Here is a 12,368-nt window from a genome sequence, read left to right on the forward strand (position 1 = left end):
TCAGGTGCGGGACCAGCCGACGGAGCGTCCGACGTCGTCTCCGCAGGTGCGGTGCGACGGTGGACGTGCTCGCAGGGCCGAGGTCCCAGGCGGCTGCCCGTGTGGGCAACCCGAACATCCTACCGCATCCCCGCCGGCACCCGTCCCGGCTCCGGTCCACCCGGACCCCCCCGGCGCGAGATACCGGTCCGTCGCCGAGATACCGGCTCATCGCACCGACCGGGCTCGACGGACCGGTACGTCGACGACTGGCCGGTATCTCGGCGGATGGTGTCCGGCGAGCGCGAGCACCCTTCGCACCCGCTCGAGCAGCATCTCCCGGTCCGCGAGGTCGGACCACGAGATCCGCAGCACCGTCCACCCGGCCTCACGCAGCGCGTCGTGGCGCCGCTTCTCCTCGGACAGCACCCGCCCCGCCTGCGACGGCGTGAGCCCGGTGTACTTGACCTCGCCGTCGAACTCGAACCCCACCTTCAGGTCCGGCCAGCCCAGGTCGACCCAGCGCCGGCCCGCCCACGTGTCGACGTGGACGGCGGCCTGCGGAGCGTCGAGTCCCTCGTCCGCCAGGATCCACCGCAGCCTCGACTCGCCGGGCGACTCCACCCGGCCGTCGGCGACCGCCAGCACGCGCCGCGCCGACCGGATCCCGCGCTTGCCGACCGACTCCGCGACGATGCGCGCCACGAGGGCTCGGTCGGCGCCGAGCCGCAGCGCCGAGTCGGCGACCACGACGGCCGACTCGGCGGGCAGCAGCCTGGCGCAGTCGACCGCGGTGCGCTCCAGCGTGGTCGCCGGGACGCCGTCGATCGTCGTGCGGTCGCGGACCGGCAGGTCGGTCCAGTGCCGCGAGACGCCTCCGGTGGGGCGCCGCACGTCCGGCGGGTCGAGCTGGGTCAGGTGCGCCGTCGTGCCCACCCGGTAGGTCCAGCACCCCCACAGCAGGGCCGCGCTGGTGTGGCTGGCCCAGACGGGCGTGCGCAGACCGGCGAGCGCGGCGGCCAACTGGGTCAGGTGCTCGCTCTCGGTCCGCCGGGCGGGCGACCCGGCCTCGCCGTCAGCGGGTGCGGCGTAGACGCCGGGCCGGGCCCGGACCAGCTCACCCCGCCGTCGTCGCCGACGCGTCTCGTTCTCCCGGGCCCGGCTGGCCCGGTACACGGTGGGCAGCGATCGGCGGGGCGGACGGCCGCCACCGGGGCGGCCCGGAGGTGCGGAGATGCTCATGCCGACCGACCCTGACGGGTTCCGGCTCCGGCATGGGCGGGCATGCGGGGCAGCTGGGGACGGCGTCCGTCCTCCACAGGTCGGCCGTCACGCTCCCCCGGGCGCCGATCTGCCTCGCCGAGATACCGGTCCGTCGCCCAGATACCGGCACATCGGCACGTGCCACAGCGACCCGCCGGTATCTCGGCGACGGACCGGTATCTCGCGGCCGACGAGGGGCTGGCTGGGAACGAGGGAGTCGGGCAGGAGTGCGCTGGGCAGGGAGCCGAGAAGGAGGACCGTGGCGAAAGCCCGGTCAGGGGGCCGAGTCCAGGATCTGCCGGATCCGCTCGAGCCGTTCGGAGACCTGCCGCTCGTACCCCCGGTCGCTCGGCTCGTAGTACCGCCGCCCCGCGAGCTCGTCGGGCAGGTAGCGCTGGGCCGCCACGCCGTGCGGCTCGTCGTGGGCGTAGAGGTACCCGGACCCGTGCCCGAGCTTCTCCGCCCCGGAGTAGTGCGCGTCGCGCAGATGGGCCGGGACGACGCCGGCACGCCCGGCGGAGACGTCCGCCAGCGCCGCGCCGATCCCGGCGTAGGCCCGGTTGGACTTCGGGGCCGTGGCCAGGTGGACGACCGCCTCGGCCAGGACGATCCGCCCCTCCGGCATCCCGATGAGTTGGACGGCCTGCGCGGCGGCCACGGCGGTCTGCAGGGCCGACGGGTCGGCCATCCCGACGTCCTCGGCGGCGGAGATCACGAGGCGCCGGGCGATGAACCGGGGGTCCTCCCCCGCGGCGACCATCCGCGCCAGGTAGTGCAGGGCGGCGTCGACGTCGGACCCGCGGATCGACTTGATGAACGCCGAGACGACGTCGTAGTGCTGGTCGCCGTCGCGGTCGTAGCGCACCGCCGCGACGTCCACGGCGCGCTCGACGGTGTCCAGGTCGACGATGACGGGTCCCTCGGGGGCGATCTCGTCGCGGGCGTCGCTGAGGGCGGCACCGGCGGCGGCCTCGAGCACCGTGAGCGCCTTGCGGGCGTCCCCGCCCGCCATCCGGACCAGCTGGTCCTCGGCGTCGTCCGCGAGCGCCACGGCGCCGTCGAGGCCGCGGGGGTCGGTGACGGCGCGGTGGACGAGGTCGCGCACGTCGTCGGCGCCGAGGGGTCGCAGGGTGAGCAGCAGGGAGCGGGACAGCAGCGGGGAGTTGACGGAGAACGAGGGGTTCTCGGTGGTGGCCGCGACGAGGGTGACCCAGCGGTTCTCGACGCTGGGCAGCAGGGCGTCCTGCTGGGTCTTGGAGAACCGGTGCACCTCGTCGATGAAGAGCACGGTCTCCTCGCCTCCGGTGGCGAGGCGGCGGCGGGCGTCCTCGATGACCTGGCGGACGTCCTTGACGCCGGCGGTGACGGCGGAGAGCTCGACGAACCGGCGGCCGGAGGTGGTGGCCACGAGGTAGGCGAGGGTGGTCTTGCCCACGCCCGGTGGCCCCCAGAGGATGACGGAGCCGGGGGCGGCGCGGCGGGCGGCGTCGTCGGCGGGTTCGACGAGCCGGCGCAGCGGTGATCCGGGCACGAGGAGGTGGGCCTGCCCGGTGACCTCGTCGAGGGTCGCGGGGCGCATCCGCACGGCCAGCGGGGCGCCGGCGCCGGTCCGCCGGGTGACCGGGGTGCCGTGCTCGCCGGTGGTGGCGGCGTTGAACAGGTCCATGCGGGCGAGCCTAGTTCGCCGGCGCACGCTTCGCACACGTGTTCGACGTCGGGGCGGCGGGTCGGGGTGACAGGGATCGCTCGTCCCGGCGGCCGGGCCCGCCGGGTGGCGCGCACCCGGGGCGGGGTGTGGCGCTGCTAGCCTGTCGCGGCGATGCCCGGTGCGGCCGGGTCGCCGGGGCGCTGCTCCGCCATCGAGCCGGAACGACGTAGACAGGGGCGCGACAGTGACGCTCGACGCTTGGCTGACGCTCGCCGTGGTCCTGGGGGTCCTGGCGACGCTGGTGCGCGGGCGGGTCTCCCCCGCGGTGACGGTGTTCTCCGGGGCGGTCGCGGTGATGATCCTGGGTGTGGTGCCCGCGGAGGACGCGTTCTCCGGGTTCTCCAACGCGGCGCCGCTGACGGTGGCGGCGCTGTACGTCCTGGCGGCGGGGATCGAGAAGACGGGTGCGCTGACCCCGGTGATGCAGCGCACGCTGGGCGAGAACGGCTCGTACCGGCGTCCGCTGCTGCGGACGCTGACGCCGACGATGGCGGCCTCGGCGTTCCTGAACAACACCCCGATCGTGGCGATGCTGGTGCCGCAGGTGACGGCGTGGGCGAACCGGCGTCGGCTGGCGGTCTCGAAGATCCTCATGCCGGTGTCGTTCGCGGCGGTCCTCGGTGGTCTGCTGACGGTGATCGGCACGTCGACGAACCTGGTCGTCTCGGGGCAGATGGCGACGCTGGGGCTGGAGGAGATCGGGTTCTTCGAGATCGGCAAGGTGGGTCTGCCGATCGCGTTGCTGGGTTTCGTGGCGCTGGTGGCGCTGGCTCCGGTGCTGCTGCCGGACCGGCGGTCGGCGCGGGCGGAGATGGAGGAGGAGGGTCGCCGGTTCTCGTTCGAGATGGTGGTCGAGCCCGGGGGCCCGGTGGACGGGCGGACGGTCGAGGAGGCGCGCCTGCGTGACCTGTCGGGGCTGTTCCTGGCGTCGGTGGACCGCGGCGACACGACGATCGCGCCGGTGCGCCCCGAGACGGTGCTGCGCGGCGGCAACCGGCTGCACTTCGTCGGCCCCCTGGACCGGGTGGTCAAGCTCCAGGAGATGCGGGGGCTGCGGTCGGCGGAGATGGATCACGTGCTGGACCTCGACGAGCCGTCGGTGCGGTACTACGAGGCCGTGGTCGGTTCACGCTCCCCGCTGGTGGGCCGCACGCTCAAGGACGTGGGTTTCCGGGCCACGTACCAGGCGGCGGTGCTCGCCATCCACCGTTCGGGTCAGCTCGTCGAGAGCCGGCTCGGCACGGAGCGCGTCCGGCTGGGCGACACCCTGATCCTCGTCAGCGACCCGGACTTCCGGGAGCGGTGGCGCGACCGGGCGGACTTCCTGCTCGTGGCCGAGCTCGACGGCACGCCTCCGAGCGCCACGACGCGTGGCTGGATCCCGGTGGGGCTGCTGGCGGCCGTGGTCGTGCTGGCGGCCACGGGGCTGGTGCCGATCCTGCACGGGGCGCTGGTGGGCGCGATCGTCCTGGTGGCGACGAAGGTGCTCTCACCGCTGGAGGCGCGGCGCGCCATCGACCTGGAGGTGATCGTCGTCATCGCCTCCGCCTTCGGGCTGGCGGCCGCGATGGACGCCTCGGGGCTCGCCCAGATCGTCGCCGACGGGCTCGTGGGCCTGTTCGGCGGGTTCGCGCCCTACGGCGTGCTGCTCGGGCTGGTGCTGGCGACGGTCGTGCTGACCGAGCTCGTCACCAACAACGCCGCCGCCCTGCTGATGCTGCCCGTGGCGGTGAGCACGGCGGGGGCCGCAGGGCTCGACCCGCGGGGGGCGGCGATCGCGGTGGCCGTGGCAGCCTCGGCGTCGTTCCTGTCCCCCATCGGCTACCAGACCAACATGATGGTCTACGGCCCCGGCGGCTATCGCTTCACCGACTACGCCCGCCTGGGCTGGATCCTGACGCTGCTGACGGTCGTCCTGACCGTCGTGCTGGTCCCCGTCCTGTGGCCCGCCACCGGCTGAGGGCTCCTGCGCGGGTCCGAGGGCGCCCCGGCCCCGGACGACGGCGGGCCCGGACCGGATGCACCGGTCCGGGCCCGCCGTCGTCGGACGTGGGGCGTGTCAGCCCTGGTCGGCCTCGGGCTCGGCGTCGACGCCGGCCTCCTTGCGCTGCTCGGCCGTGATCGGGGCCGGGGCGTCGGTCAGCGGGTCGTAGCCGCCGCCCGACTTCGGGAAGGCGATGACGTCGCGGATGGACGGCGCCTTGGTCAGCAGCGCGACGATCCGGTCCCAGCCGAACGCGATGCCACCGTGCGGCGGCGCACCGAACTTGAAGGCGTCGAGCAGGAACCCGAACTTCTCCTGGGCTTCGTCGTGCCCGATGCCCATGACGTCGAAGACGCGCTCCTGGACGTCGCGGCGGTGGATACGGATGGACCCGCCGCCGATCTCGTTGCCGTTGCACACGATGTCGTAGGCGTAGGCCAGCGCGTGCTCCGGGTCGGCCTCGAACGAGTCGATCCACTCCGGCTTGGGCGACGTGAACGCGTGGTGCACGGCCGTCCAGGCGGAGCTGCCGAGCGCCACGTCGCCCTCCTGCGCGGCTTCCCCGGCCGGCTTGAACAGCGGGGCGTCGACGACCCACACGAAGGACCAGCGGCCCTCGGCGACAGCCCGCTCGATCTGGCCGGTGCGGTGGGCGATCTCCACGCGCGCGGCACCGAGCAGCGCCCGCGAGTCCGCCGTGGCACCCGCCGCGAAGAACACCGCGTCGCCCGGCCGGGCGCCGGTGGCCTCGGCGAGGCCGGCGCGCTCCGTCTCGGACAGGTTCTTCGCGACGGGGCCGCCGAGCGTGCCGTCCTCGGCCACGGTCACGTAGGCGAGGCCCTTGGCGCCGCGCTGCTTGGCCCACTCCTGCCAGGCGTCGAACTGGCGACGCGGCTGGTCCGCACCGCCCGGCATCACCACGGCACCGACGTACTCGTTCTGGAAGACCCGGAACGGGGTGTCGGCGAAGTACTCGGTGAGCTCGACGAGCGGGTTGGCGAACCGCAGGTCCGGCTTGTCCGTGCCGTACAGGCGCATGGCGTCGGCGTAGGTGATCCGCTCGACCGGGCGCGGCACCTCGACGTCGATCAGGCCCCAGATCTCGGCGAGGAGCTCCTCGGTCAGGGCGATCACGTCGTCCTGGTCGACGAAGCTCATCTCGACGTCGAGCTGGGTGAACTCGGGCTGACGGTCGGCGCGGAAGTCCTCGTCGCGGTAGCAGCGCGCGATCTGGTAGTAGCGCTCCAGGCCGCCGACCATGAGGAGCTGCTTGAACAGCTGCGGCGACTGCGGCAGCGCGTACCAGGACCCGGGCGACAGGCGGGCCGGGACCAGGAAGTCGCGGGCGCCCTCCGGCGTCGACCGCGTCAGCGTCGGGGTCTCGACCTCGACGAACTCGTGCGAGTCGAGCACGCGGCGGGCCGCGGCGTTGACCTTGGCGCGCAGCCGCATGGCGTGCGCCGGCGCCGGGCGGCGCAGGTCGAGGTAGCGGTGCTTGAGGCGCGCCTCCTCGCCGATGGTCTCGGTGTCCGCGAGCGCCGTGGAGACCTGGAAGGGCAGCGCCTCGGAGGTGTTGAGGACCTCGACGTCGGTGGCGATGACCTCGATGTCGCCGGTGGCGAGGTTGGCGTTGGCGTTGCCCTCGGGGCGGCGGGAGACCTCGCCGACCACGCGCAGCACGAACTCCGATCGCAGCGGGTGGGCGACCTCCTCGTCGCGGATGACGACCTGGGCGATGCCGGAGGCGTCGCGCAGGTCGATGAAGGCCACTCCTCCGTGGTCCCGGCGACGATCGACCCAGCCCGTGAGGGTGACGGTCTGGTCGATGTGCTCGGCCCGCAATGAGCCGGCCGTGTGGGTGCGGAGCACGGGAGGTTCCTTTCGCACGATGTCGGGGGTGTCGTCGTCGGGCGGCCCGGCGACGGGGCGCACGCGACGCCCGTGACATCCTACGGGGGCACCGGTACCGCACAGCGAGGAGATTCCGATGGCCCGCCAGATTGCGACGAACACCACCGTGACCCGCGACGAGCTGGTCGAGTTCCTGCGCTCGCGGCGCAACGGCGTGCTGGTCACGACGCGCGACGACGGCCGCCCCCAGCTCAGCCCGGTCACCTACGGGGTCGACGGCGCGGGCCGCGTCCTGGTCTCCACCTACCCCGAGCGTGCCAAGGCGGTGAACCTGCGCAAGCGCCCGCAGGTGTCGTTCATGGCCCAGGGTGACGACTTCGGTGACGCGTGGGTGCAGGTCGACGGCACCGCCGAGGTGCTGGACATGCCCGACGCCCTGGAGCCGCTGGTGGAGTACTTCCGCGCGGCGGCCGGCAAGGAGCACCCCGACTGGGACGAGTACCGCGAGGCGATGGCGAAGCAGGACAAGTCCGTGGTGCGGATCACGGTCGAGCGCTGGGGGCCGGTGGCCACGGGCGGATTCCCGGCGCGGCTCGCGGACTGAGCGCCTCCTCGGACTCGGCCGGTCGGGTCAGCGCCGCAGCCGCCCGACCGCGCTGCGGACGCGGGAGGTCAGCGGCCGGGGCCGGGTGCGCAGCTCGTCGAGCAGCGCCTCGACGGCGTCGAGGGCCGCGGTCGCCACGAGGTCGGGCATCCGGCCGTCGGGGTCGAGCCGGTCCGGGTCGGGCGGCGCCGGACGCAGGTCCTCGAGGTCGCCGTGGACGGTGACGCCGCTGTCGGTCAGCCACCGCACCCAGTCCTCGGTGCGCCGGGCGACCCAGTCGTGGTGGTCGGGGCCGAGGGAGATGCGCGGCGCGGCGCGGTCGGCCAGCGCGGGCACGAGGACGTCCTCGACGAGCGGGGCGTAGGCACCGCCGCGGCGGGTCTCGGCGCCGAGGCGTTTGTTGAGCCGCCGCAGGAGCCGGGCCTGCGGCACCCCGATCGAGGCGTTGGCCTGCTCGGCCGGTGCCGGCGCCCAGGACGCGTCGGCGCCGAGCGCCTGCAGGTACCGCTGCCACAGGACGTCCGCCGGGCCCTGCGGCGGAGCGGTGACCAGGTGGCGGCGCGACGACGGCAGGTCGGCGCCCCAGTTCGACAGGACCCGGGTGGGGTCGAAGGACCGTTGGAAGTCGAGGCGACCGTCACGGGCGCGCTCGAGGTACGCGGCGAAGGACCGTCGGCTGCCGAACTTGACCATCTCCTGCCACCCGCCGGCGAGCTCGCGGGCCAGGTCGCGGGCGGTCATGACGACGTGGACCTCGGAACCCGTGGCGGCGAGGTCGGCCAGGACGCGCTCCGCCTGCTCCGCGTCGGCCGAGGACAGGACCTCGTGCCCCAGCACGACGTCGCCCCGGCAGCGGCGCACGAGCCGCAGCAGCCGTGGCCACGCGCCGTCGACGACCCGCCCGTCCAGGCCGTGGTCGCGTCCGACGACGTCGAGAGCGGCCCGGTAGTGCACGCGCGGGTCGCGGCCCGGGCCGAGCGGGTAGGTCAGGCCGTGCTGCTGCAGGGCGCGACGGTTCGCGAGCAGCCGGGACTGCAGGTAGGTGGTCCCGGACTTCGGCGCGCCGACGTGCACGTAGAGGCGTCGGTCCATACGGCGACGATGCCACACGGCGGACCGCCCGCGATGCTCAGAACAGCGTCGGCGACGCCGGCACCGTGGCGCCTGCCCCGGTCGGGGCGACCATCGAGCCGGCCGGGTAGTCGGCGTCGTCGTGGGGACGCAGCGCGTCGTCGTGCCGGCCGGTGGCACCGGACCCGCCGCGATGCCCCGACCCCGCGAAGCCTCGCTCGCCGAGCAGCGGTCGGACCCGGCGCCACAGCCAGTCGCGGTAGCCGGCGTGGGCGGCGGCCCCGCGGGCGAACACCCGCTCGTACCCGGCCACCCGGTCCGGGTGCTCTCGGCGCAGCCAGCGCAGGTACCACTCGCGGGTGCCCGGCTTGAGGCGTAGCGGGATCACCGTCACGCCGGTGGCGCCGGCGTCGGCGATCGCGTCGAGCAGGCGCGTCAGGTGGTCGGTGGAGTCGGTGAGCCAGGGCAGCACCGGGGCGACCATCACGCCGCACGGCAGCCCGGCGGCGCGCACGGCGCGGACCAGGTCCAGGCGCGCCTTCGGCGTGGGCGTGCCGGGTTCGACGGACTGCTGCAGCGCGGCGTCGGCGAACGACAGCGAGACCCCGAGCCCGACCTCGACCCGGCCGGCGGCCTCGGCGATCCGCGGCAGGTCACGGCGCAGCAGGGTGCCCTTGGTCAGGATCGAGAACGGCGTCCCGGAGTCCGCGAGCGCCGCGATGATGCCCGGCATGAGCCGGTAGCGGCCCTCGGCGCGCTGGTACGGGTCGGTGTTGGTGCCCAGCGCCACGGGTTCGCGGCGCCACGAGGGCCGCGCCAGCTCGGCGCGCAGCACCTGGTCGACGTTCGTCTTGACCACGACCTGGGAGTCGAAGTCCGCGCCGGCGTCCAGGTCGAGGTACTCGTGCGTCGGCCGCGCGAAGCAGTAGGCGCAGGCGTGCGAGCACCCGCGGTAGGGGTTCACGGTCCAGCGGAACGGCATGCGCGACGCCTCGGGCACCTTCGACAGGGCGGTCCTGGCGAGCACCTCGTGGAAGGTGACGCCGGCGAACTCCGGGGTGCGCACGCTGCGGACCAGGCCGAGCCGCGCCAGGCCGGGCCGCTCCAACCCCGGCAGCGCCCCGTCGTCGGCGTTCGTGGCCTGTCCGTCCCATCGCACCCGTTCATGCGAACACGTGTTCGAACGACTGTCAAGCACCTCGCGGTGCCGACCGTCGATGAGTCCGGCCGGGCCGCGGGGTCTGCCCTGACGAGGCGCCGCACCCCGCGGCCCGGACGAAGGAGGACCGATGGTCACCGTGCAGCACGCCTTCAGCAGCTTCTTCGTGGACGACCTCGACGCGGCCGAGGCGTTCTACCGCGACGGGCTCGGCCTGACGGTCGCCCGCACACCGATGGGCCTCGAGCTGGACGTCACCGGTGGCTCGCCGGTGTTCGTCTACCCCAAGGGCGAGGCGCACGCCCCGGCGAGCCACACCGTGCTCAACCTGCTCGTGGCGGACATCGACGCGGCGGTGGCCGAGCTGGCCGACGCCGGGGTGGGCCTGGTCACGTACCCGCAGTTCGACCACGACGCCACCGGCGTGGTGCGCTCCGCCGATCCCGAGGAGGGCCCGACGGTGGCCTGGTTCCGCGACCCGGCCGGCAACACGGTCGGCCTGATCGAGCAGTAGGGCTCAGGAGGCGGCCACGACGCGCGGGCGCACGTCGTCGGCGGGGGGCTGCCAGGTCTGCGGGTCGGCGGCGACCTGCTCGCCGGAGCGGATGTCCTTGACCTGGTGCTCCTCGCCGGGGAACCACACGAACGGGATGCCGCGGCGGTCGGCGAACTTGATCTGCTTGCCGAACTTGGCCGCGGAGGGCGCCACGTCGGTGGGCACGCCCCGGGCGCGCAGGGCGGCGGCCACGTCGTCGGAGGCTCCGCGGTGCTCCTCGTCGGTCACGGCGACCAGGACGGCGGTGGGCACCCCCCGCGTGGCGGTCACCAGACCCGCGGACAGCAGCCGGGAGACGAGCCGCGACACGCCGACCGACAGCCCGACGCCCGGGTAGGTGTTCTTGCCGTCCGAGGCGAGCGTGTCGTACCGGCCGCCGGAACAGATCGAGCCGAGCTGCTCGTGGCCCACCAGGACCGTCTCGTAGACCGACCCGGTGTAGTAGTCCAGCCCGCGGGCGATCTTCAGGTCGGCGACCACCACGCCGGGGGCGCGCTCGCCGGCCGCGGCGACGAGGGCGCCGAGCTCGGCCAGCCCCTCCTCGAGCAGGTCGGTGACGGCGTCGTGCTGCACGGCGATCGCCCGGACGCGGTCGACGACGGAGACGTCGGCGCCGTGGACCGCGGCGAGCTCGAGGCAGGCGGCGGCCTGCTCGGGGCTGGCGCCCTGCTCGGCGACGAGCAGCGCGGCGACCTGCTCGGTGCCGATCTTGTCGAGCTTGTCGATCTGGCGCAGGACGCCCTCGACGTCCTCGAGCCCCAGCCCCCGGTAGAAGCCCTCGGCCACCTTGCGGTTGTTCACCAGGATGCGCACCGGCGGCACGCCCACCTCGCGCAGGGCGCCGAGCGCCTCGGCCATGACCAGCGGCAGCTCGACCTCGAAGTGGTAAGGCAGCTCACCGGCGCCGACCACGTCGATGTCGGCCTGCGCGAACTCGCGGAACCGGCCGTCCTGGGGCCGCTCCCCGCGCCACACCTTCTGGATCTGGTAGCGCTTGAACGGGAAGGCGAGGCGGCCGGCGTTCTCCAGCACGTAGCGGGCGAACGGCACGGTCAGGTCGAAGTGCAGGCCGAGCTGCTTCTCGCCCGACCGGCCGCCGTCGTGCGACGCCGCGCCGTCCGCCGCGGCGTCGTCCTCCTGCAGCCGGCGCAGCACGTAGACCTCCTTGGAGGTCTCGCCCTTGCGCAGGAGCTGGTCCAACGGTTCGACGGCCCGCGTCTCGATGCCCGCGAACCCGTGCAGCTCGAAGGTCCGGCGCAGGACGTCGAGCACGTGCTGCTCCACCACGCGGGCGTCGGGCAGCCATTCGGGGAATCCGGACAAGGGGGTCACGCGAGCCATGGGCACGATCCTGCCAGATCGTGGTGCCGGCCGCGGACACGGCCCGGCACGCTCAGCGGGGCAGGAAGGGGTTCGACGCGAGCTCGCGGCCCACCGTCGTCGTGGGACCGTGCCCGGGCACCACCTGCCAGGCGGGGTCCAGGCGTCCGACGACGTCGCGCAGCGTGGCGAGCATCGCCTCCAGGTCCGCGCCGGGCAGGTCGGTGCGACCCACCGACCCGGCGAACAGCACGTCGCCGCTGAGCACCACGCCCTCGGCCTCGAGGACGTACAGCGTGGAGCCCTCGGTGTGCCCCGGGGCGTGGCGCGCCCGGAGCGTCACGTCGCCGCAGACCAGGTCCCCGTCGCCGTCGAAGGGCTCGACCCGTGCGGGCGCCGTGTACTCGCGCGGGGTGCGCCCGAAGTCCGCGAGCGCCTGGGTCAGCGCGTCGCTGACGGCCGCGGCCTGGGCGCCGAGCCGCCCGTCGCCGAGCCCGATCGTGCCGAAGGGGTCGCTGACCCGGTACACGTCCCGGGCGTGCAGGCGCAGCGGCGCGTCGTGCCGGGCGCAGAGCTCGGCGGCGTCCCAGGTGTGGTCGACGTGCCCGTGGGTGGCGAGCACGGCCCGCACCCGCAGCGACTCGTCCTCGACGAGACGGGAGACGGCGTCGGCGGTGCCGGCGCCGGGGTCGACCACCACGCAATCGCGCCGCCCGTCGTCCGCCCTCCGGTCGGCGACGACCACGCAGCAGTTGGTGGCGAAGACCGGGGCGACGACGACGTGCACATCCATGCGCCCACCGTACTGGGCGGAGCAGCCTTCCCCCGCAGGGCGCCGACGCCGCCGTTCGAGCGGTTCGTGCGGCCCGTGAG

General features: G+C 74.3%; 10 protein-coding genes. 3 read left to right on the top strand and 7 right to left on the bottom strand.

Annotation, left to right across the window (positions count from 1 at the left end):
* Nucleotides 1-207 precede the first annotated feature (207 nt).
* Nucleotides 208-1,221 (bottom strand): hypothetical protein, encoded by a 1,014-nt coding sequence (locus tag HDG68_RS04605; protein ID WP_172149732.1) that lies wholly within the window; start codon nucleotides 1,219-1,221, stop codon nucleotides 208-210.
* Nucleotides 1,222-1,516: 295 nt separating this feature from the next.
* The gene (locus HDG68_RS04610) at nucleotides 1,517-2,908 is read right to left on the bottom strand and encodes a replication-associated recombination protein A (RefSeq protein WP_172149734.1); all 1,392 of its coding nucleotides are present in this window, start codon (nucleotides 2,906-2,908) and stop codon (nucleotides 1,517-1,519) included.
* A 226-nt stretch (nucleotides 2,909-3,134) separates the two neighbouring features.
* On the opposite strand from HDG68_RS04610, the gene HDG68_RS04615 reads away from it, so the two are divergent.
* Complete coding sequence (locus HDG68_RS04615; protein WP_172149736.1) at nucleotides 3,135-4,910, top strand: SLC13 family permease; 1,776 nt, start codon at nucleotides 3,135-3,137, stop codon at nucleotides 4,908-4,910.
* Between the two features lie 99 nt (nucleotides 4,911-5,009).
* Here the strand turns inward: HDG68_RS04615 and aspS are convergent, their stop codons facing one another.
* Nucleotides 5,010-6,803 carry an aspartate--tRNA ligase gene (gene aspS, locus HDG68_RS04620; protein ID WP_172149738.1) on the bottom strand — a complete coding sequence of 598 codons (1,794 nt, stop codon included), beginning with the start codon at nucleotides 6,801-6,803 and terminating at the stop codon, nucleotides 5,010-5,012.
* A 118-nt stretch (nucleotides 6,804-6,921) separates the two neighbouring features.
* Here aspS and HDG68_RS04625 point away from each other — a divergent pair, with 118 nt between their 5' ends.
* Complete coding sequence (locus HDG68_RS04625; RefSeq protein WP_172149740.1) at nucleotides 6,922-7,389, top strand: PPOX class F420-dependent oxidoreductase; 468 nt, start codon at nucleotides 6,922-6,924, stop codon at nucleotides 7,387-7,389.
* 27 nt (nucleotides 7,390-7,416) lie between these two features.
* Here the strand turns inward: HDG68_RS04625 and HDG68_RS04630 are convergent, their stop codons facing one another.
* Nucleotides 7,417-8,481: a hypothetical protein gene (locus HDG68_RS04630; RefSeq protein ID WP_172149742.1), complete on the bottom strand. Its 1,065-nt coding sequence runs from the start codon at nucleotides 8,479-8,481 to the stop codon at nucleotides 7,417-7,419.
* 37 nt (nucleotides 8,482-8,518) lie between these two features.
* Nucleotides 8,519-9,619 (bottom strand): Rv2578c family radical SAM protein, encoded by a 1,101-nt coding sequence (locus HDG68_RS04635; RefSeq protein ID WP_172149744.1) that lies wholly within the window; start codon nucleotides 9,617-9,619, stop codon nucleotides 8,519-8,521.
* Nucleotides 9,620-9,749: 130 nt separating this feature from the next.
* On the opposite strand from HDG68_RS04635, the gene HDG68_RS04640 reads away from it, so the two are divergent.
* Nucleotides 9,750-10,133: a VOC family protein gene (locus HDG68_RS04640; protein WP_172149746.1), complete on the top strand. Its 384-nt coding sequence runs from the start codon at nucleotides 9,750-9,752 to the stop codon at nucleotides 10,131-10,133.
* Nucleotides 10,134-10,136: 3 nt separating this feature from the next.
* Here HDG68_RS04640 and hisS read toward each other — a convergent pair whose 3' ends face one another.
* Together hisS and HDG68_RS04650 are read right to left on the bottom strand one after the other, a co-directional pair.
* Complete coding sequence (gene hisS, locus HDG68_RS04645) at nucleotides 10,137-11,516, bottom strand: histidine--tRNA ligase (protein ID WP_172149748.1); 1,380 nt, start codon at nucleotides 11,514-11,516, stop codon at nucleotides 10,137-10,139.
* A 52-nt stretch (nucleotides 11,517-11,568) separates the two neighbouring features.
* Entirely contained in the window at nucleotides 11,569-12,288 is a 720-nt protein-coding gene (locus HDG68_RS04650; RefSeq protein WP_172149750.1) for an MBL fold metallo-hydrolase, read from the bottom strand.
* Nucleotides 12,289-12,368: the final 80 nt, after the last annotated feature.

The organism is Isoptericola chiayiensis, assembly GCF_013149805.1.
GTDB classification, from domain to species: Bacteria; Actinomycetota; Actinomycetes; order Actinomycetales; family Cellulomonadaceae; genus Isoptericola; species Isoptericola chiayiensis.